14 protein-coding genes are annotated in these 19,301 nt (G+C 63.4%); 8 read left to right on the forward strand and 6 right to left on the reverse strand.

Translation table 11 applies throughout. The features are described from left to right. Positions 1–123 precede the first annotated feature (123 nt). The gene (gene ppc, locus DFP86_RS13865; protein WP_133682226.1) at positions 124–2,826 is read left to right on the forward strand and encodes a phosphoenolpyruvate carboxylase; all 2,703 of its coding nucleotides are present in this window, start codon (positions 124–126) and stop codon (positions 2,824–2,826) included. Between the two features lie 93 nt (positions 2,827–2,919). Continuing rightward, positions 2,920–4,293, forward strand: a complete 1,374-nt coding sequence (gene argH / locus DFP86_RS13870) for an argininosuccinate lyase (RefSeq protein ID WP_133682228.1) — start codon at positions 2,920–2,922, stop codon at positions 4,291–4,293. 49 nt (positions 4,294–4,342) lie between these two features. On the opposite strand, the gene DFP86_RS13875 is transcribed toward argH, so the two are convergent. Genes DFP86_RS13875 through DFP86_RS13885 form a run of 3 tightly spaced genes read right to left on the reverse strand, consistent with a single transcriptional unit; the run spans position 4,343 to position 8,522 of the window. Further along, entirely contained in the window at positions 4,343–5,020 is a 678-nt protein-coding gene (locus DFP86_RS13875) for a hypothetical protein (protein ID WP_133682230.1), read from the reverse strand. Between the two features lie 9 nt (positions 5,021–5,029). Further along, positions 5,030–6,790, reverse strand: coding sequence for an ABC transporter ATP-binding protein (locus DFP86_RS13880; RefSeq protein WP_133682232.1), 1,761 nt, complete (start codon positions 6,788–6,790; stop codon positions 5,030–5,032). Beyond that, a complete protein-coding gene (locus DFP86_RS13885) occupies positions 6,780–8,522 on the reverse strand; it encodes an ABC transporter transmembrane domain-containing protein (RefSeq protein WP_133682234.1) in 1,743 nt (580 codons plus the stop codon). Before DFP86_RS13885 ends, DFP86_RS13880 begins: the two co-directional genes overlap by 11 nt. A gap of 189 nt (positions 8,523–8,711) precedes the next feature. On the opposite strand from DFP86_RS13885, the gene DFP86_RS13890 reads away from it, so the two are divergent. Together DFP86_RS13890 and DFP86_RS13895 are read left to right on the forward strand one after the other, a co-directional pair. Then, a complete protein-coding gene (locus DFP86_RS13890) occupies positions 8,712–9,479 on the forward strand; it encodes a DeoR/GlpR family DNA-binding transcription regulator (RefSeq protein ID WP_133682236.1) in 768 nt (255 codons plus the stop codon). Positions 9,480–9,535: 56 nt separating this feature from the next. Further along, a complete protein-coding gene (locus DFP86_RS13895) occupies positions 9,536–11,416 on the forward strand; it encodes a ribonuclease catalytic domain-containing protein (protein WP_133682238.1) in 1,881 nt (626 codons plus the stop codon). A gap of 74 nt (positions 11,417–11,490) precedes the next feature. Here the strand turns inward: DFP86_RS13895 and DFP86_RS13900 are convergent, their stop codons facing one another. The 3 genes from DFP86_RS13900 to edd form a co-directional block, all read right to left on the reverse strand. Next, positions 11,491–12,321: an HDOD domain-containing protein gene (locus tag DFP86_RS13900; protein WP_243729401.1), complete on the reverse strand. Its 831-nt coding sequence runs from the start codon at positions 12,319–12,321 to the stop codon at positions 11,491–11,493. 157 nt (positions 12,322–12,478) lie between these two features. Further along, the gene (gene eda, locus DFP86_RS13905) at positions 12,479–13,108 is read right to left on the reverse strand and encodes a bifunctional 4-hydroxy-2-oxoglutarate aldolase/2-dehydro-3-deoxy-phosphogluconate aldolase (protein ID WP_133682240.1); all 630 of its coding nucleotides are present in this window, start codon (positions 13,106–13,108) and stop codon (positions 12,479–12,481) included. Further along, positions 13,108–14,946, reverse strand: coding sequence for a phosphogluconate dehydratase (gene edd, locus DFP86_RS13910; protein WP_133682242.1), 1,839 nt, complete (start codon positions 14,944–14,946; stop codon positions 13,108–13,110). The genes eda and edd overlap by 1 nt, the downstream gene beginning before the upstream one ends. Positions 14,947–15,197: 251 nt before the next feature. Between edd and zwf the strand changes: the two genes are divergently transcribed. The 4 genes from zwf (at position 15,198) to hexR (ending at position 19,300) form a co-directional block, all read left to right on the forward strand. Continuing rightward, the gene (zwf, locus tag DFP86_RS13915) at positions 15,198–16,670 is read left to right on the forward strand and encodes a glucose-6-phosphate dehydrogenase (RefSeq protein ID WP_133682244.1); all 1,473 of its coding nucleotides are present in this window, start codon (positions 15,198–15,200) and stop codon (positions 16,668–16,670) included. A gap of 135 nt (positions 16,671–16,805) precedes the next feature. Next, positions 16,806–17,483, forward strand: a complete 678-nt coding sequence (gene pgl / locus DFP86_RS13920; RefSeq protein WP_133682246.1) for a 6-phosphogluconolactonase — start codon at positions 16,806–16,808, stop codon at positions 17,481–17,483. Then, positions 17,464–18,453 carry a glucokinase gene (locus DFP86_RS13925; RefSeq protein ID WP_133682248.1) on the forward strand — a complete coding sequence of 330 codons (990 nt, stop codon included), beginning with the start codon at positions 17,464–17,466 and terminating at the stop codon, positions 18,451–18,453. The genes pgl and DFP86_RS13925 overlap by 20 nt, the downstream gene beginning before the upstream one ends. Beyond that, complete coding sequence (gene hexR / locus DFP86_RS13930; RefSeq protein ID WP_133682250.1) at positions 18,446–19,300, forward strand: transcriptional regulator HexR; 855 nt, start codon at positions 18,446–18,448, stop codon at positions 19,298–19,300. Before DFP86_RS13925 ends, hexR begins: the two co-directional genes overlap by 8 nt. The last annotated feature ends 1 nt before the right edge of the window (position 19,301 follow it).

Genomic DNA, 19,301 nt, shown 5'->3' on the forward strand with positions numbered 1-19,301 from the left:
GACCCGCCGATTCTACCATGCAAGCCGGGTGGTTTTGCGCTGCAAAAATTGGCGCCCCAAGGCCGTAGGAATTGAGGCAGAATGAAAAATACTATCTAAAAACATACGAACCGGGTGACAAGGGTGGACAACAAGCATCAATTCGAAAAGGACTTGCCGCTAAAGAACGATTTAGCACGGCTGGAACGGTTGCTGGGCGAAGTGCTCAGCGAACAGGCGGGACCGACGCTGTACCAGGAAATGCGTGCGATCCCGCAGCAGTTGCAGCAGCAGGGCAGCTTGCCGGCGCGTTTGCCGGAAGACGCCGACAGCGCGCTGGTGCGCGCCTGCGGTCTGTATGCGCAGTTATTCAATATCGCCGAGGATCTGCATCACACGCGCCGGCGCCGCGCTCACCGGCTGGCCGGTTCGGCGCCGCAGCAGGGCAGCCTGGAGCGCGCGCTGCATCAATTGCGCCAGGAGAACGTCAGTTTCGAACAACTGTCCGGCATGCTGTCGGATGCCTCGGTCGAAGCGGTGCTGACCGCGCACCCGACCGAGGTTCAGCGCCAAAGCGTGCTGGACAGCCATCGCGCGGTGCGCCGTTTTCTGCACCGGTTGAATCAGCCTGCGCTGCTGCCGGAAGAAAAGGCAGACCTGGAGTCCAAGCTCAAGCGCGTGATTCTGTCGCTGTGGCAGACCGCCGAGATCCGTCATTTCAAGCTATCGGTGCTGGACGAGATCAAGAACGGCGTCGCCTACCATCCGATGACTTTCTTCAGCGCGCTGCCCAAGGTGTATGAACATCTGAGCCAACTGATCGGCGAGCAATGGGGCCAAACGCCGCAGCTCAAGCCGTTTTTGCGCGTCGCAAGCTGGATCGGCGGCGACCGCGACGGTAATCCGAACGTCGACGCCGAGGTGCTTGCCAGCGCCATCACCCATCAGGCCGAAGCGGCCTTCGAGCATTATCTGGAGGAACTGGCCACCTTGTACCGCGAGCTGTCGCTGTCCTCGCGCCACGTCGAGGTCGGCGAGGCGGTGGCGGCCCTGTCGGCGCTCTCGCCGGACGACAAAGTCAGCCGCATGGAAGAGCCCTACCGCCGTGCGTTGGCGACCGTGCAGGCGCGCTTGGCCAATACCGCGCGCAGGCTCGGGGCCAAGGTGCATAGCCGCTGGCACGGCCCGGACGATTATGCCGACGCCGAAGCTTGCCTGGCCGATCTGCGCGCCATCGGCGAATCGCTGCGCAGTCACAACAGCGCTTGCTTGGCCGAGGGCCGCTTGAGCCGTCTGATCCGCACGCTGGAGGTGTTCGGTTTCTTCCTGATGCCACTCGACCTGCGTCAGTTCGCCGGCATGCATCAGCAGGTGGTGGGCGAGCTGTTCGCCCAGGCCGGGTTGGAGGACTACGACCAAGCCGACGACACGGCGCGTGTCGCATTGCTGCTGCGCGAATTGTCCTCGCCGCGGCTGCTGTTCTCGCCCTATGCCGAGTACAGCGAGTTGGCGCAGAAGGAGCTGGCGATTTTCCGCCAGGCTGCGTGCATCCAGCGCGATTTCGGCGTCGAGGCCATCGGCCAGAGCATCATTTCCAACTGCGCCTCGGTCAGCGACATGCTGGCGCTGGCGCTGTTGCTCAAGGAGTGCGGGCTGATCCGGTTGGTGGACGGTGCGCCGGTGTCGTCGCTGAACCTGGTGCCGCTGTTCGAGACCATCACCGACTTGCGCGCCGCCGACCGGGTGATGGATCAGTTGTTCGCTCTGCCCTGGTATCGTGCCTTGCTCAAAAGCCGAGGCGATCTGCAGGAAATCATGCTCGGCTACTCCGACAGCAATAAGGACGGCGGTTATCTGACCAGCCAGTGGGAGCTGTATCAGGCAGAAGCGCGGCTGGTGGCGTGCTTCGCCCGCGCCGGTGCGCGCCTGCGGCTGTTCCACGGTCGCGGCGGCTCGGTCGGCCGCGGCGGCGGTCCGGCTTTCGAGGCCATCGTGGCGCAACCGGCCGGGTCGGTGGCCGGCCGCATCCGCATTACCGAGCAGGGCGAGGTGATCGCCTCGAAGTATTCCGATCCGGACATTGGGCTGCGCAATCTGGAGGCACTGGTGGCGGCCACGCTGGAAGCGACGCTGAGCCAGGCGCACAGCGAAAATATCGACCATGCGGCCTTCGACGAGTTGTCGCGCGATGCCTATGCCGCCTATCGCCAACTGGTGGAAACGCCGAGCTTCATGCAGTACTTCCTGGAAGGCACGCCGATCAATGCCATCGCCAAGCTGAACATCGGTAGCCGGCCGGCCTCGCGCAAGAGCCTGAACTCGATTACCGACCTGCGGGCGATTCCCTGGGTGTTTTCTTGGTCGCAATCGCGCGTGATGCTGCCGGGTTGGTACGGCTTCGGCTCGGCGGTTTCGGCTTTCATCGGCCGTCATGGCCGCGACGGCATGCTGCGGTTACAGGAAATGGCGCGCGACTCGGGCTTCTTCCGCGTGATCCTGTCCAATATGGAGCAGGTGCTGGCCAAGGCCGATCTGCGCATTGCGCGCCGCTACGCCGACCTGGTCGAGGACCGCGCGCTGGCCGACCGATTGTTCGCTTTGCTGGAAGCCGAGTGGCAGCGTACGGTCGACGCGTTGTTCGCCATCTCCGGCCAAAAGCATCTGCTGGAAAACAACCCGACGCTGGCTCGTAGCTTGGCCACGCGCCTGCCGTACCTGGATGCGCTCAACTTGCTACAAGTCGAACTGCTGCGCCGATTGCGCGACAAGCAAGACGACGCCGATGCGCTGTATACCCTCCATCTGACCATCAACGGTATTTCCGCCGGTCTGCGTAACAGCGGCTGAGCGTGCGCGGCCGAGGGCGATTTTCGTCCCCGGCCGCACCCGCTTCGGGTTATATTCAATCTTCATAGTTCGCCACCCCAGGAGTCCAGTTCGATGCAAGACACCCATGCCTGGTCCGGCCGGTTTTCAGAGCCCGTGTCGGAACTCGTCAAGAAATACACTGCCTCGGTCGGTTTCGATTACCGGCTGGCACCGTTCGACATCGATGGGTCGTTGGCCCACGCCGCCATGCTTCATCGCGCCGGCGTCTTGTCCGACGATGATCTTTCGGCAATCCGACGAGGCATGGCTGAAATCCTGGACGACATCCGCGCCGGCCGCTTCGAATGGCGGCTGGATCTGGAAGACGTGCACATGAACATCGAGCGCCGACTGACCGACAAGATCGGCGACGCCGGCAAACGGCTGCATACCGGTCGCAGCCGTAACGACCAGGTGGCGACCGACATCCGTCTGTGGTTGCGCGACCAGATCGACCTGATCGGCGGCTTGGTGGGCGAATTGCAGACGGCCTTGCTCGACCTGGCCGAACAGCACGCGGAAACGGCGATGCCCGGCTTCACCCACCTGCAGGTGGCGCAGCCGGTGACTTTCGGCCACCACTTGCTGGCCTATGTCGAGATGCTGGCACGCGATGCCGAACGCCTGGCCGACTGCCGAAAACGCGTCAACCGCCTGCCGCTGGGCGCCGCGGCGCTGGCCGGCACCACCTATCCGATCGACCGGCACTACACCGCCGAGCTGCTGGGCTTCGACGACGTTTGCCAAAACTCGCTCGACGCGGTGTCCGATCGCGACTTCGCCATCGAATTCTGCGCAGCGGCCAGCCTGGTGATGACCCACTTGTCGCGCTTGTCGGAAGAGCTGGTGTTGTGGATGAGCCCGAGCGTCGGTTTCATCGATATCGCCGACCGCTTCTGCACCGGCAGTTCCATCATGCCGCAGAAGAAGAATCCGGATGTGCCCGAACTGGTGCGCGGCAAGAGCGGCCGGGTCAGCGGCCATCTAGTCGGCCTGCTGATGCTGATGAAGTCGCAACCGTTGGCCTACAACAAGGACAACCAGGAAGACAAGGAACCGCTGTTCGATACCGCCGACACGCTGGTCGATACGCTACGCATCTACGCCGACATGATGCGCGGCATCACCGTCAAGCCGGCGGCGATGCGCCGCGCGGTACTGCAGGGTTTCGCCACCGCCACCGACCTGGCCGACTACTTGGTGAAGAAGGGACTGCCGTTCCGCGATAGCCACGAGGTCGTGGCGCGCGCGGTACGACATGCCGAGCAGCGCGGCGTCGATCTGGCCGATTTACCGCTGGCCGACCTGCAGTCGTTCAGCCCGCTGGTGGCCGAGGATATCTATGCCGTATTGACGCCGGAAGGCAGCCTGGCACAGCGCGATCATGTCGGCGGCACCGCGCCGAACCAGGTGCGCGCGCAGATCGCGCGCTGGCGCAGCCGATAGAGCAAAGGGTGCGTTGCCGGCAACGCACCCTCCTCACCGACCCACTCCCTTATTTATGCCAATCCCAGGTCACCCCGACCAGCGTCTGCCAGCCGGCCGTATGGTGGCCGCCCTGGTCGGCCTGCCAGTGGCCGCCGACACCGCCGTCCAGCGTCCAGTGCCCTACCAGCGGATGCGTCACCACCAGCATCAGATTGCTTTGTTCCAGTTGCCAGCCGTTGTCCTGCGCGTCTTGATGGTCGAGCGACTGGCGCCGTTTGCGGTCGGCCAGGCTGGCCCAACCCCACAGATTGAGCGTGTGTCTGCCGATCTTGGCGATCGGCGCTTCCAGGTTGGCGACGAATAAGTGCCCCGGGTTGCTGTTGCCCAGACGCGCGCCGTAGCCGAACGACAGACTGCCGTCGTTGGGCAGGTCGAAGCCGTAGCGCGCCACGCCCAGACTTTGCGACACATGGCCGCCCAGCGACCAGATGGGTTCGAAGGCTACGCCGAGCGCGGCCCAGCCGCCTGGCGCCGGCACCAGCCAGCCGCCTTCGCCGTCCTGCCAATAGGCTGCGCCGTAGCGGGTGGGGTAGAGCGCTTCGATGCCGAGCTGGGTTTGCGAAGTCGATCCGTCTCCTGTCTGGTGGGTGACGACGGCGCCGGTCACCGACAGGCTGGGGGATGGGTCGTCGGCCAGACAGGGCATTGCGGCGATTAGCAGACAAAGCGGTAGCAAGAAACGCATGCGGGCTCCTCAGTCGGCGTCGGCCGACTGCAGTTGTTGCAGCAAATAAAGACGTTGGTAAATGCCGGCCTGTTGCATCAGTTGGTCGTGGCGGCCCGATTCGGCGATACGGCCGTGGCTGAGCACGATGATGCGATCGGCGTCGCGGATGGTGGACAGCCGGTGGGCGATGGAGATCAGGGTGATCTTGCCGGTCAGTCGCGCCAGTGCCTGTTGCACCAGTTGTTCGGTGGCACTGTCGATGTGCGAGGTGGCTTCGTCCAACAACAGGATGCGCGGCCGGCCGGCCAGCGCGCGCGCGATGGCGATCAACTGTTTTTGCCCGCTCGATAGCCGCCCGCCGCTTTCGCCCATGTCGGTCCGGTAGCCTTGCGGCAGCGACAGGATCAGTTCGTGCACGCCGGCGGCGCGCGCGGCGTCTTCGATGCGCTCTACCGGCAGGCCGCGGCCCATGTCGATATTGTCGTAGGCACTGCTGGCCAACAGAAAGGGTTCTTGCGGCACCAGGCCGACGCCGGCGCGGAAGGTTTCGCCGCCGATGGCGTCGAGCGGTTGACCGTCGATCAGGATGCGGCCGTGTTGCGGCTGATAGAAGCGCAACAGCAGCGACAACAAGGTGGATTTGCCGCTGCCGGTGTGACCGACGATGCCGACGAAGCTGCCCGCGGGTATGACCAGGTCCAGCGAGTGCAATACCGGGTGGCCCGGCTGGTAGGCGAAGTCGACTTGTTCGAAGCGGACTTCGCCGGCCGCGATATGGCCATCGCCGAGATCGGCCTGCATCGGCGCCTCGTTCAGCAACTGCTGGACGCGCGCGGCGGCCACCACCGCTTGCTGCAGTTGGCCGAATTGCATGGTGATCTGGATCAGCGGCTCGACCACGCGGCCGATGTAGCTGACGAAGGCGTACAGCACGCCGATTTCGCGCCCGCCCAATTCGCGTAGGCCGAAGCGGTAGATCACCACGGTCAACAGCAGCACGTTGAGCAGGTCGAGCGCCGGCCGCAGCAGCCAGGCATTGGCACGCAGTTCGCCGAGCCGGGCCTGATAGTAGCGCTGGTTGGTATCGTCGAAGCGGCGGATGAAGCGCGCCTCGGCATTGCTTGCCTGTAGCACGCTGATGCCGGCGATCGATTCGGCCATTTGGGCGTTGATGTCGCTACGCAGCGCGCGGGAACGCGCCACCGATGGCGCACTCAAGCGCTGGTATAGCCAGACGATGGCCAGGGTGGCCGGGAACAGCAACAACGAGACCGTCATCAGCCGCCAGTCGAGCCAGGCCATGGCGGCCAACGCCCCCAGCACCACGATACTGTTGTTGAGGATGACGAACAGCGCCTGTACGTACAGTGCCTTGACCGACTCGGTGTCGTTCGTGACCCGGCTGACCAACTGCCCGGTGATCGCCTGGTCGAAGAAGGCCATCGGCAAGCGGACGACATGCGCGAAGACTTGTTCGCGCAGGCGTTGCACCGCGCGCATGGCCACGCCGGCCAAGCGCGTGAGCTGTAGGTAGCGCAGTGCCGCCGCGCTGTAGCCGAGCAAGAGCGAGGCGGCGAGCAGACCGACCATCGCCCCCCAGGCCAAGTGGCGCGGCAGCAGGAAATTGTCGATGAAGATCTTGCCGAGGAACGGCGCGGCAGCTTCCAATAGGGCGGCCAGCAACAGCCACAAACCGCCGAGCCACAGATGGCGGCGGTCGGGTGCGGCGGCCTCGACCAATAGCCCGATCGCTGCGCGCCGGTCGAGTTGGGACGATTCAGACTTCATCCAGGCTGGCCTCCAGTTGTTGATAACGCCACTGGCCGGCATACCAGCCGTCGCGCGCCAATAGCGCATCGTGGTCGCCTTGTTCGACGATGCGCCCGCCCTGTAGCACCACGATGTGATCGGCATCGGCCACGGTCGACAGCCGGTGGCTGACGATCAGCACGCTGCGGCCGCGCCGCGCCTCGCGCAAATGTTGCAGGATCTGATGCTCGGTCTGGGTATCGACGGCCGACAAGGCATCGTCCAGCAGTAGCAGCGGGGTATCGGCCAACAGTGCCCGGGCGATCGCCAGTCGCTGCCGCTGGCCGCCGGATAGGGCCACGCCTTTTTCGCCCACCGGGGTGTCGTAGCCTTGCGGCAAGCGCAGGATGTCCTCGTGTACGGCCGCTAGCCGCGCCACTTGTTCGATGTCGTCGCGGCTGGCCTCGGGACGCACCAGGGCGATATTGGCGGCGACCGAGGCGGAGAACAGGAACGGTTCCTGCGGCACCCAGCTGATGGCGCCGCGCAAGGCGTCGAGCCGGTAGTCGGCAATCGGCACGCCGTGCCAATCGATGCGGCCCTGAACCAGCGGGTACTGGCGCATCAAGAGCCGCAACAGGGTCGATTTGCCGCTGCCGGTCGGGCCGACCACGCCCAGGGTCTGGCCGTGCGGAATACTGAGCTGGATGTCGGTCAGCGCGGGCGCGGCTTGGCCCGGATAGTGAAAACCGACATCGGCGAAGACCAGCGCGCCGGGTCGTAGATCGGGCAGGGTGCCGTCGTCGGGCACGGACGGCGCGACTTCGAGGATCGGCCGCAGGCGTTGCCAGGCGGCGTCGCCGCGCTGGAGCAGCGATAGCACCCAGCCGGCGGCGAACATCGGCCAGATCAATTGCACCAGGTACATACTGAAACTGGTCAGTGCGCCGATGGTGAGTTGGCCTTGCCAAACCAGATAGCCGCCGAGCGCCAGGGTAATGACGTTGGCGCTGACCAGCGCCAGGCCGACGACCGGGTCGAAGGCGGCTTCCCAGCGTTGGGCGTCCAGGCTGCTGTTGGAGGCCGCCGCCGCCAGCCGGCTCATCTGGCGGTCGTTGAGTGCTTCCAGGCCCAGTGCGCGCAAGGTACGCACGCCGCTTAACGCTTCTTGCACGTGATCGTTCATGCGGCCGAAGTGGCGTAGCGCATCGCCCCAGGCGCGATGGATCTGGTTGGAAATGCGGCTGAAGGCGAAGGCCATCAGCGGAAATGGCAGCAGGGCCGCGGCCGCCAGCCGCCAGTCGATGGCCAACGTCATCATAGACAGCACCAGCACCAGGGTCAGCAGGCCGTCGAAACCGGCCAGCATCGCCTCGCCGGCAGCCATTTCCACCGAGTCGATATCGTTGGTGGCGCGCGCCATCAGGTCGCCGGTGCGTTGCTGCTGGAAGAAGGCCGCGCCCTGGCGCGCCAACTGTCGATAGAGCCGAGTGCGCAATTCGACACCCAGCCGGTAGGAGGCGGTGAACAGTTGCAGCCGCCAGCCGACGCGCAGCGCGTAGATTGTCAGCCCCATCAGCAGCAATTCGCCCAATTGACGCAGCAACACCGGGCCCGACAGACGGTGGTCGGCCAGGGCATCGACGATATGCCCCACCTGGCGCGGGATCATCACGGTCAGCGCGCCGACGGTGGCTAGCATGGCGGCCGCCAGGCAGTAAGCGCGCCGGTGGCGTAAAACGAAGGACAGCAGTAGCCGGGGCAGGGTCATAGCGCCTTGTCGTGCTTTGAGAGGCAGGAATACCATTCTATTTATATGGAATGATGTTTGCTAGTGTCGTTATCTGTAGGAATTCTTTATCAGTTTGCGACCAATCAAGTGCGGAATCGCGCTTCGAGTTGCCGGGAAGCTCGATAATATGTTAATTAATTCCAATTGATTTTCGAAATCGAATCCAATATGAGCCGCTCACCCCGTCACGACAAAATTCTGCAACTGGTCCGCGAGAACGGTTTTATGCCGATCGAAGAGTTGGCTCGCATCCTGGCCGTCACCCCGCAGACCATCCGGCGCGATATCAATCAGTTGTGCGAGGATAATCTGCTGCGACGCTATCACGGCGGCGCGGCGCTGGGCTCCAGCGTGGAAAACGAGGACTATTTCGCGCGCAAGGGCAAGTTGCAAAGCGAAAAGGCGCACATCGCCGACATGATCGCGGCCAGCATTCCCGACCATGCCTCGCTGTTCATGAGCATCGGCACCACCATCGAAGTGGTGGCGCAGGCGCTGTCGGCGACCCACAAGGGGCTGCGCGTCATCACCAACAACATCCATGTGGCCTCGACCATGTCGGCCAACCCGGACTTCAACGTGCTGATCACCTCGGGTGTGGTGCGCGCCTCCGACGGCGGCATTACCGGGGTGGCGACGCTGGACTTCATCAACCAGTTCAAGGTGGACTACGCGATTCTCGGCGTGTCGGGCATCGAAGCCGACGGTTCGCTGCTGGATTTCGACTATCGCGAAGTGAGGGTGGCGCAAGCGATGATGGCCAATGCGCGTCACCGCTACCTGGCGGCGGATCACAGCAAGTTCGGCCGCAACGCGCTGGTGCGCATGGGCCACATCAGCGAATTCCACGTCATGTTCACCGACGCCCGTCCGCCCGAGGCGCTGTCCAAACTGCTGGAACAGCACAATGTGCGGCTGGTGATGGCCGAGAGCTAGGGCGCCACATCCTGCTATAATCCCCGCTTTACTGATTGCAACAGTCTGGCGCGCGGATGAACGTTTTTTACGAAGAGAGTGGCAGTTTCAAAGTCGGCAGCATTGTGTCCAAAAGCGATGCCAGCTTCCAGGTGGATACCCAGCATGGTAAGCGGGCCAAGATCAAGGCTGCCAACGTCATCCTGGAGTTCGCGAGTCCGCTCGATGCCTTCTTGACCGAGGCCGACGCCCTGTCGGCCGGCATCGATCTCGATTTCCTGTGGGAATGCTGTGGCGGCGACGAGTTCGCCTACGAGGATCTGGCGCGCGAGTACTGGGGCCACGCCCCGTCCGCCGTCGAAGCGGCGGCCATCGTCCAGTGTCTGTCCGGCGCGCCGATGTATTTCTACAAGAAGGGCCGCGGTCGATTCAAAGCCGCGCCGGAAGAGGCGCTCAAAGCCGCGCTGGCTGGGCTTGAGCGCAAGAAACGCGAGCAGGAGCAGGTGACGCTGTGGGCGGCGGAGTTGGCCGCCGGCCGATTGCCGGAGGCGGTGGGCGGTCGTTTGATGGAGCTGTTGTTCCGTCCGGATAAAAACTCGCTGGAATACAAGGCATTCGACCAGGCCTGCAAGCAGTCCGGCCTGCCGCCGCTCAGATTGGCGGACAAGGTGGGCGGTATTCGTTCGGTGCCGGACTACCTGCTTGCCGGTTTTTTGATGGAGCATTTCCCCAAGGGCACCGGCTTTCATGTCAGCGAGCCGGCTCAGGCCATCGTCGCCGACGAGTTGCCGCTGGCCGATGTGCGCGCCTTTTCGATCGACGATGCCGCCACCACCGAGATCGACGATGCGTTGTCGCTGCGTACCCTGGCTAACGGCAACGTGCGCGTCGGCATCCACATCGCCGCGCCGACGCTCGGTATCGCGCCGGACTCGGAACTGGAGCGCATCGTCTACAGCCGCCTGTCGACGGTCTACTTCCCCGGCGACAAGATCACCATGTTGCCGGACGAAGTGGTGCAGGCCTATACGCTGCGCGAAGGGCAGGACTGCCCGGCCTTGAGCCTGTATGTCGAGGTTACGCCCGATTTCGAGCCGGTCGGCTTCGAAAACCGCATCGAGCGGGTGCCGATCGCCGCCAACCTGCGCCACGCCGAACTGGAAAAGCAGTTCAACGAAGAAACGCTGATCAACGACCCCGGCGTCGATTATCCGTTCAAGCAGGAGCTGACCTGGCTGTGGCATTTCGCCAATGCGCTGGAAAAGCGCCGCGGCAAATACGACCCGACCCGGGTGCAACCGCTGGATTACAACTTCGCCGTTGTCGACGGCAAGGTGCAGATCACCCCGCGCAAGCGTGGCGCGCCGATGGACAAGCTGGTGTCCGAATTGATGATCCTGGCCAATAGCGAATGGGGTCGCATGCTGGGTGAAGCGGGCATTCCGGGGCTGTATCGCGCCCAGACCATGGGCAAGGTACGCATGACCACGCGGCCGGAGCCGCATATCGGGCTTGGCGTGGCGCAATATGCCTGGTCGACCTCGCCGCTGCGTCGCGCATCCGACTTCGTCAACCAGCGTCAGCTGGTGGCGATGATCCGTGGCGAAAAGCCGGCCTTCGAGCAGAACGACGCCATGCTGTTCGCCATCCTGCGCGATTTCGATGCCGCCTACTCGGCCTATCTGGGTTTCCAGGATCGTATGGAGTATTTCTGGTGCCTGCGCTGGTTCAACCAGGAGGGCATCGCCGACGTGACCGCGACCTATATCAAAGAAGATTTGGTTCGGGTGGATGGTGTACCGATGCGCCTGCGCGTCGGCGGCTTGCCCGAGATGCCGACAGGCACGCACATCCGGTTGGCGATTGCGCGCATCGACGAGTTGATGCAGGAGATCGAATGTCGTTACCTCGGCCAGGTCGAGGGAGCGGCGACCGACACGCCCGCGGACGAGGAGTAGTCGTCGGACGTGCTACCACGGCGTAGGGTGCGTTCGCGAAGCAACGCACCAACCCGCCGCACCGCACGGGCACATCAGAACAGATCGTCGACCTGGGTACTGGCTTCGGCGAGTTCGTCGGCGGCGTCCTGCAATTGCGCCATGGTCAGGCCGAGTTGGGTCAATACCGGCGGCGGCAGATGGGCGAAGACGGTCTCGGCGTCGAGTCGCTGGTTGAAATCGCGCACGATCTGCTTGGCGAGCCCGATGAGCGTGGCCAATTCCGGTTTGCCTTCCTTGCCGTCGAGCGGGTATTGCTGGCCGATGGCGGTGACGATTTCTTCCGGGAAACTCCAGCGCCAGGCCAGTTCGGCGCCCACCTGCGCCGAATCGACCCCGAGCAGTGCGCGTTCGACATCGATACGGTTTGGACTGTCCCCCACCTTGCGTTCTATTTCCGGTGTGACGCCCGGTGCCGCCAAATGCAGCACCAACTCGCCAATGCGGGCAAGTAGGCCGCAGGTGAAAGCCAACTGCGGGTTTTGGTGCGAGAGTCGCGCCAGCACCTTGGTGGTGTTGGCGATCTCGAAGCATCCCTTCCAGAAGGATTTCAGGTCGAAGTTGGGAATATTGGCGGTGGTGCCGGTGATCCCCGAGGCGATGACCAGGACGCGCAAGGTATCGAACCCTAGAATGATCAGCGCATCGTCGAGCGAGCCGACACGCCGGCTGCCGCCGAAGCGGGCCGTATTGGCCAGTCGCAGCACGCGCGCCGTCAGCACCTGGTCGTGGCCGACCGTTTTGGAGATCTCTTCGTTGTTGACGACATCCGCGCGGTTGAAACTATTGACCAACTCTTGTACGACTTTGGGAATCATCGGCAACTTGCCGGATGCCTTCTCGAAGACCTCTGACACCTGCATCATGCCTCTCCACTAATTATTTATGGACGTGTGTCTATTTAGATTAGGAGAGTAAGTGCCGAATGCAAACCAAACAGCATATGGATGGCCCGAACGACAGGCGCCGATCAAGCATAAAAAAAGGTGGCCGACGGCCACCTTCCGATAAAGCGCTGCTGCGTTATTTGCCGCCGCCAAGCTGGCTCGCGGCGCGGGCCAGTTCGGTAATATGGCTCCAATCGCGCGCGGCCAAGGCATCGTTCGGGGTCAGCCAGGAGCCGCCGACCGCCAAGACGTTCGGCAACGCCAGGTAATCGCTGGCGCGTGCCAGGTCGATGCCGCCGGTCGGGCAGAAGCGCAGATTGGGGAACGGGCCGGCGAGCGACTTGAGCAATTTGATGCCGCCGACAGCCTCGGCCGGGAACAGCTTCAGCACAGAGAAGCCTTCGTCTTCGGCGCGCATCGCCTCGGAGGGCGTGGCGACGCCGGGCAGGAAGGTCAGGTTGGCGGCACGCGCGGCGGCGGCCAGTTCCGGGGTCAACCCCGGGCTGATGCCGAACTGGGCGCCGGCATCGACGCATGCCTCGACCTGTGCACGGGTGCGCAGGGTGCCGGCACCGACGATGGCATCGGGTACTTCGTCGCGCATGCGGCGGATGGCGGCCAGTGCGCCCTTGGTGCGCAGGGTCACTTCCAGTACGCGGATACCGCCCGCGACCAGCGCGTGCGCCAGATCGACGGCAATCGCCGGATCGTCGACCACGATGACCGGTACGACCGGCCCCTGACGCAGCAGGGTAATTGCATCCATTACATTTTCTCCCATTGAGGAAGGGCAAAGCTGGTTGCGCCTTCTTCTGCCGTAGTGGCAGTGTTGCGGAAGACCGAGAACAGTTCGCGGCCTACGCCGTATTCATTATGGAGGAGATCGGCGTCGCTTTCCGTTCGCAACGCCCATTCCTCCGGATCGACCAGGACTTGCAGGCTGCCGTTGTCCGCGTCGACACGGATCAGATCGCCGTCGCGTACCTTGGCGATCGGGCCGCCCTGAGCGGCTTCGGGACTGACGTGAATGGCGGCCGGCACCTTGCCCGAGGCGCCGGACATGCGGCCGTCGGTCACCAGCGCCACCTTGAAGCCGCGCTCCTGCAGGATCGCCAGCGACGGGGTCAGCTTGTGCAGTTCCGGCATGCCGTTGGCGCGAGGACCCTGGAAGCGGATCACCGCCACGAAGTCCTTCTCCAACTCGCCGCGCTTGAAGGCGGCCAGCATCTCGTCCTGGCTATGGAAGACCACCGCCGGCGCTTCGACCAGACGGTGTTCCGGTTTGACGGCCGAGACCTTGATCACCGCGCGGCCGAGCTGGCCGGACAGCACGCGCAGGCCGCCGTTGGCGGAGAACGGCTCGCTGTACGGGCGTACCAGATCCAGGTCGAGCGACTTGGCCGGCGCGTCGCGCCAGTCGAGTTGGCCTTGGTTGAGCCAGGGCTCGCGGGTGTAGGCGTAGAGGCCCTTGCCGACCACGGTCTGCACGTCTTCGTGCAGGAGCCCGGCATCCAAGAGCTCGCGGATGACGAAGCCCAGGCCGCCGGCGGCATGGAATTGGTTGACGTCGGCCTTGCCGTTCGGATAAACGCGGGCCAACAACGGCACCACGGCGGACAGGTCGTCGAAGTCGTCCCAGTTGATGTCGATGCCGGCCACGCGGGCGATCGCCACCAAGTGCATGGTGTGGTTGGTCGAGCCGCCGGTGGCCATCAGGCCGACGATGGCGTTGACGATGGTCTTCTCGTCGACGATTTCGGCGATCGGCGTGAAGGCTTCGCCCTCGGCGGAAATGTGCACGGCTTGGCGAGCGGCGGCGCGGGTCAGCGCTTCTCTGAGCGGTGTGCCCGGATTGACGAAGGCGGTGCCCGGCAGGTGCAGGCCCATAATCTCCATCAGCATCTGGTTGGAGTTCGCGGTGCCGTAGAAGGTGCAGGTGCCCGGGCCGTGATAAGACTTGGACTCGGTTTCCAGCAGGGCGTCGCGCCCCACCTTGCCTTCGGCGTACAACTGGCGAACCTTGGCTTTTTCGTCGTTGCTGAGGCCGGTGGTCATCGGGCCGGCCGGTACGAACACAGCCGGCAGATGGCCGAAGGACAGCGCGCCGATCATCAGACCCGGCACGATCTTGTCGCACACGCCGAGGTACATCGCCGCGTCGAACATCTGGTGCGACAGGGCAACGGCGGTGCTCATGGCGATCACGTCGCGCGAGAACAGCGACAGTTCCATCCCCGCTTGACCTTGGGTCACGCCATCGCACATGGCGGGCACGCCGCCGGCGAATTGCGCGGTGGCGCCCGCCTTGAAGGCTTCTTCCTTGATCAGCGCGGGGTAGTGTTCCAGGGGCATGTGCGCCGACAACATGTCGTTGTAGGCCGAGACGATCGCCAAGTTCGGGCGGGCGCTCTCTTTAATGCGTAGTTTTGCGTCGCCAGGCATGGCGGCGAAGGCGTGAGCCAGATTGGTGCAGGATAATTGGCTACGCTCGACTTTGCCCTGGTGGGTCGCGGTGCGAATGCGGTTCAGGTATGCCTGGCGCTGAACGCGACTGCGCTGGATGATTCGCTCTGTGACCTCGACGAGGACGGGATGTTTCGTCATGTCTGGACTCCCGCAAGAATGTGTAATGATGGTAATTTTACTACAACCAAAAATCAAGACGATTCCCGCGGCGCTGTCGTGGTTTTGCGGGTCGTTGTCGCTCTATCCAGCTGACAGAACGGCTTTAATTGAGTTTGTCGGCCGTCAGCTTACTTGGAAAAAATGCCGGTTAACTTGATGCAAATCCAATCTGCGCAGAATTTTGTGGTGGTAATATAATTACATCTTAACCACTTGGGATGGATGTCGCTATGCGAAACGAAGCTGATCAAACCCCTGCATTTGATATGGTGCTGTTCGGTGGCACCGGCGACCTGGTGATGCGCAAGTTGTTGCCGTCGCTCTATCAGGCGCATGCCGCGGGCCTACTGAATAAGGATGGCCGTATCCTTGGGCTGGGCCGCAAAGAATGGAACCGGGAACAATACCTGGCCTATGTGGAAGATCATTCGCGCAAGCACGTCAAAGAGTGCTTCACTGAGGCGGATTGGCAACAGTTCTGCGATCGCATCGATTATTTGCGTGTCGACGCCGGCCATCCCGAGCACTTCCCTCCGCTGGCCGAGAAGCTGGGCGGCATGGTTCCCGGTCGCAGCGTGGTCTGTTACCTGTCCACCGCGCCGGAATTTTTCACGCCGATTTGCGAAAACCTGGCGACGGTCGGCCTGAACCATCCCAATGTGCGCGTCGTCCTGGAAAAACCGTTGGGCCACGACCTGGCTTCGTCCAATGAAATCAACGACGCCGTCGCCAAGTTCTTCGACGAGCATCAGTTGTATCGGATCGACCACTACCTGGGTAAAGAATCGGTACAGAACCTGATGGCGATCCGCTTCGGCAACGCGCTGTTCGAACCGCTGTGGCGTCGCGAATGGGTGCACAACGTGCAAATCACCATCGCCGAGGAACTGGGTGTCGAAGGCCGCGGCGGTTTCTACGACCATACCGGCGCCCTGCGCGATATGGTGCAGAACCATCTGCTGCAACTGTTGTGCATCGTCGCCATGGAGCCGCCGGCCAGCATGGAAGGCAACGCCATCCGCGACGAGAAGCTGAAGGTGCTCAAGGCGCTGCGTCCGTTCGAAGTGCAGGATGTCGCCACCAAGACCGTGCGCGGTCAATACAAAGCCGGCGCCATCGTCGGCGGCGCCGTGCCGGGTTATCTGGAAGAGTCGGACATTCCGCCGACTTCGACCACCGAAACCTTCGTGGCGATCAAGGCCGAGATCGACAACTGGCGTTGGGCCGGCGTGCCGTTCTTCCTGCGCACCGGCAAACGCATGCCGGAACGCGTGGCTGAAATCGTCATCAATTTCCGCGACGTACCCTGCCACCTGTTCCCGAGCCCGGTCGGCCAGACGGCCAACCGCCTGGTGATCCGCCTGCAGCCGGACGAAAGCATCCGTCTGTATTTCCTGGCCAAGGAGCCGGGCGACACCATGAACCTGCAGCCGGCCTACCTGAACCTGGACTTCAACGCCATGTTCAAGGTTCGTCGCGCCGATGCTTACGAACGTCTGTTGCTGGACGTGATCCGCGGCCGCCTGGGCCTGTTCATGCGTAGCGACGAACTGGTTGCCGCTTGGCGCTGGGTCGAGCCGATCATGCATGCCTGGGATCACTCCACCACGGCGCCGAAGCAGTACACCGCCGGCACCTGGGGGCCCGCCGCCTCGTCCGCCCTGCTATCGCGCGACGGCATCGCCTGGCACGAAGAGAGCTAATCAGACGAAATGAATCGGATGTGAAACCTGTGTGATCCGTGCATTGCCTACGGCGAATGCACGCTACCATGGGTTTTCGTCCGATTCACGTTGTATTGATACGCACACGGAAACAGCACAAACGGAGAACAGAACATGCAGTGGCTGGAATTCGAATCACCCGGGGCGCAGGCCGATGCCCTGGCGGCGGCGATTGCCGCCGACTTGAAACAGGCGGTCGAACAGAATGGGCGAGCGGTGCTGGCAGTGTCCGGCGGCCGATCGCCCATTGCGCTTTTCGAGCGTCTGGCGCAGGCCGATCTGCCTTGGCAGCGTGTGACCGTCACCTTGGTGGACGAGCGCATGGTGCCGGCCGACCACGCCGATAGCAATGCCCGGCTGGTACGCGAACATCTGTTGCAGGGCAAGGCTGCCGACGCGACGTTCCAGCCGCTGGCGACACACCCGGAAGACGAGGCGCGCTCGATCGACGACGCTTGCCGTGCCTTTACCTGGCCGACGGTGGCCGTGCTGGGAATGGGCGACGACGGGCATACCGCATCGCTGTTCCCCGATGCGGCGGAACTGGACGCGGGACTTGATCTAGGCCAAAAGCAGGCGATTATCGGTGTGACGCCGCCCGCGGCGCCGCATAGACGCCTGAGCATGACCCGTAAGGCGCTGTTAAAATGCGACAAGTTGTATCTGTCGATACAGGGGAACGGCAAGCGCGAAGTCTTCGAACGCGCGAGCGCGCAGGCGGATCGTCGCTGGCCGATCAGCTATTTCGTTAAACAGGATGAGACACCGCTCGATGTCTACTGGGCCGCATAGCCTTTTCCCGCGTCTTCTCGCCGATGTGGGCGGCACCAACGCGCGTTTTGCGTTGGAAACCGCCCCCGGGGTGATCGAAGAGGTGGACGTTCGCGCCAGCGCGCAGTTTCCGACGCTCTTGGCGGCGGCACGCGACTACCTGAGGCAGACCGGTGCCAAACAGGTAGCGCATGCCGCCATCGGCATCGCCACGGCGGTGACCGGCGATTCGGTGCGCATGACCAACCATAGTTGGGCCTTTTCCATCGCAGCGCTTAAGCGCGATTTGGGGTTGGCTTCGCTGGTCGTGCTCAACGATTTCACGGCGCTGGCCTGGTCGTTGCCGCATTTGCCGAGCACTGAGTTGATTCAGGTCGGCGGCGGCGCACCGGTTTCGAGCTATCCGATGGCGCTGATCGGCCCGGGAACCGGGCTGGGCGTATCGGGTTTGGTGTATGGGGCGCAAGGACCGATTCCGCTTTCGGGGGAGGGCGGGCATGTCGGTTTTGCGCCGGAGGACGAGGAAGAGGTCGAGTTGTGGCGTTTCGCCCGCACGCGTTTCGAGCACGTGTCGACCGAGCGCTTCCTGTCCGGCTCGGGGCTCGGGTTGATTCACGAGGCCCGGCTGGCGATGCGAGGGTTGCCCGATGCCGGGCTGTCTGCCGCGGACATCACGCGGCAGGCGCTGGGCGGGCAGTCGCCCGAGTGCATGGCCAGCCTCGACCGCTTCTGCGCCATATTGGGCAGTGCGGCCGGGGCGCTCGCCCTGACGCTGGGCGCGCGCGGTGGAGTGTTCATCGGCGGCGGCATCGTGCCGCGGCTGGGTGAAACCTTCGTCCGTTCGCCGTTTCGTCGTCGTTTCGAGCAGGCGGGTCGACTTTCCGGCTTTTTGGCCGCAATGCCGACCTATGTGATCCACAGTCAGTATCCCGGCCTGATCGGCGCACAAGCCGCGCTGGCCGCCCATTTACGGGAACCCCACCATGCTTGAGCGAATTCGCGCTCAGCTGCTGGATTTGTCTGCAGCCGAAAGAAAAGTCGCCGAGCTGGCGCTGGCCCAACCATATACCGTCATGCAGGCCGCCGTGGCCGACATCGCCGCCAGTGCCGGCGTCAGTCAGCCGACGGTGATCCGCTTCTGCCGGTCGATGGGCTGTGCCGGCCTGCCGGATTTCAAACTGAAGTTGGCAGGCAGCCTGGTCACCGGCGTGCCCTACGTGCATTCGAGTGTGCGACCGGAAGATCCGACCTCCGAAGTCGCCGCCAAGGTGTTCGACAATACGGTGACGGCGCTGATCAAGTGCCGCAACGAGGTCAACCCGGCGGCGGTCGAGCAGGCGGTCGATCTGTTGTCGCATGCCCGGCGCATCGAGTTCTACGGCTTGGGTAACTCCGGCATTATCGCGGCCGACGCGCAGCATAAGTTCTTCCGCTTCGGCATTCCGACCGTGGCTTACGCCGACACGCACATACAGACCATGGCGGCGTCGGTGCTGACCCAGGGCGACGTGATGGTGGCGATCTCCAATTCGGGGCGCACGGTCGAACTGTTGGGCGCGGTCGAGGTGGCGCTGAACGCCGGTGCAAGCGTGGTGGCGATTACCGCCAGCACATCGCCCTTGGCGCGCATGGCGACGGTCACGCTGGCCGCGGATACCCGTGAAGATACTGAAACCTTCAGCCCGATGATCTCCCGGATCGTGCATCTGGTACTGATCGACATTCTCGCCGTCGGCGTGGCCTTGCGTCAGGGTCCGGCGTTGATCGCGCAGCTGGAGAAATCCAAACAGAGCCTGCGTGGCAAGCGATTGCGCATGCAGGAACAAGAGGAAGAATAAC

Origin of the sequence: Paludibacterium purpuratum (assembly GCF_004363805.1) — a bacterium.
Taxonomy (GTDB): domain Bacteria; phylum Pseudomonadota; class Gammaproteobacteria; order Burkholderiales; family Chromobacteriaceae; genus Paludibacterium; species Paludibacterium purpuratum.